A 636-nucleotide genomic window follows, 5' to 3' on the forward strand; every position below is an offset into this window, starting at 1 on the left:
CGATGCGGCCATCGGCCTCCTTGTCGAGCGTCATGTTGGCCCAGCCGGCGAGGTTGGCCATGCCGGCGAGGCTGCCCATGTCGGTGATGTCCAGGCTGATGGACTTGTCGCCATTGCCATAGCGGGCCCGGGCGGATGACGAGTTGATGCCGATCGCGCCGCCGCTCTGGGCCTCGACACTGGTGCGCTTGAAGTCGCCGAGAGTCTCAGGCAGCAGCGCCTTGAGGTCCGCGGCCGGCATCGGCTTGGCCCCCCCGGTCGCACCCGTCACAGCGCCCATCATCTCGCTCAGCGCCTTGCCCGCTGCAGCGCTGTCTCCCTTGGCCTGAGCCTCCTCCATGCGTTTGCCCAGCGCCTCCATGCGCTTGGCGGCCGCGTCCATCTTGCTGGTGTCGAGGGTGACGTCGCCGCCCGGGCCCTTGAGCGTCACCGAGCCGCTACCCTGATGCCCGCCGCCCCAGCTGCCCATGCCGAGTACTGCGCTGCTCACCGCGCCCACCACCAACCCGGCCACGATGCCCGCCACCACGACCACGGCGGTGTAGCCGGCGGACTTCTCCGGCGGGTTGCGCATCAGCACTGGCAGCCCGAGGTAGATGAGGTAGATCGAATAGAGCCCGCACAGCAGGCCCAGCA

The 636-nt window shown here is 69.2% G+C and carries 1 pseudogene; it reads right to left on the reverse strand.

Annotated features, from left to right (window positions below):
• A pseudogene (locus tag ACXJKR_RS34160) lies at positions 1–636 on the reverse strand (Yip1 family protein); the annotation flags it as partial.

Source organism: Roseateles sp. P5_E11 (assembly GCF_054049355.1).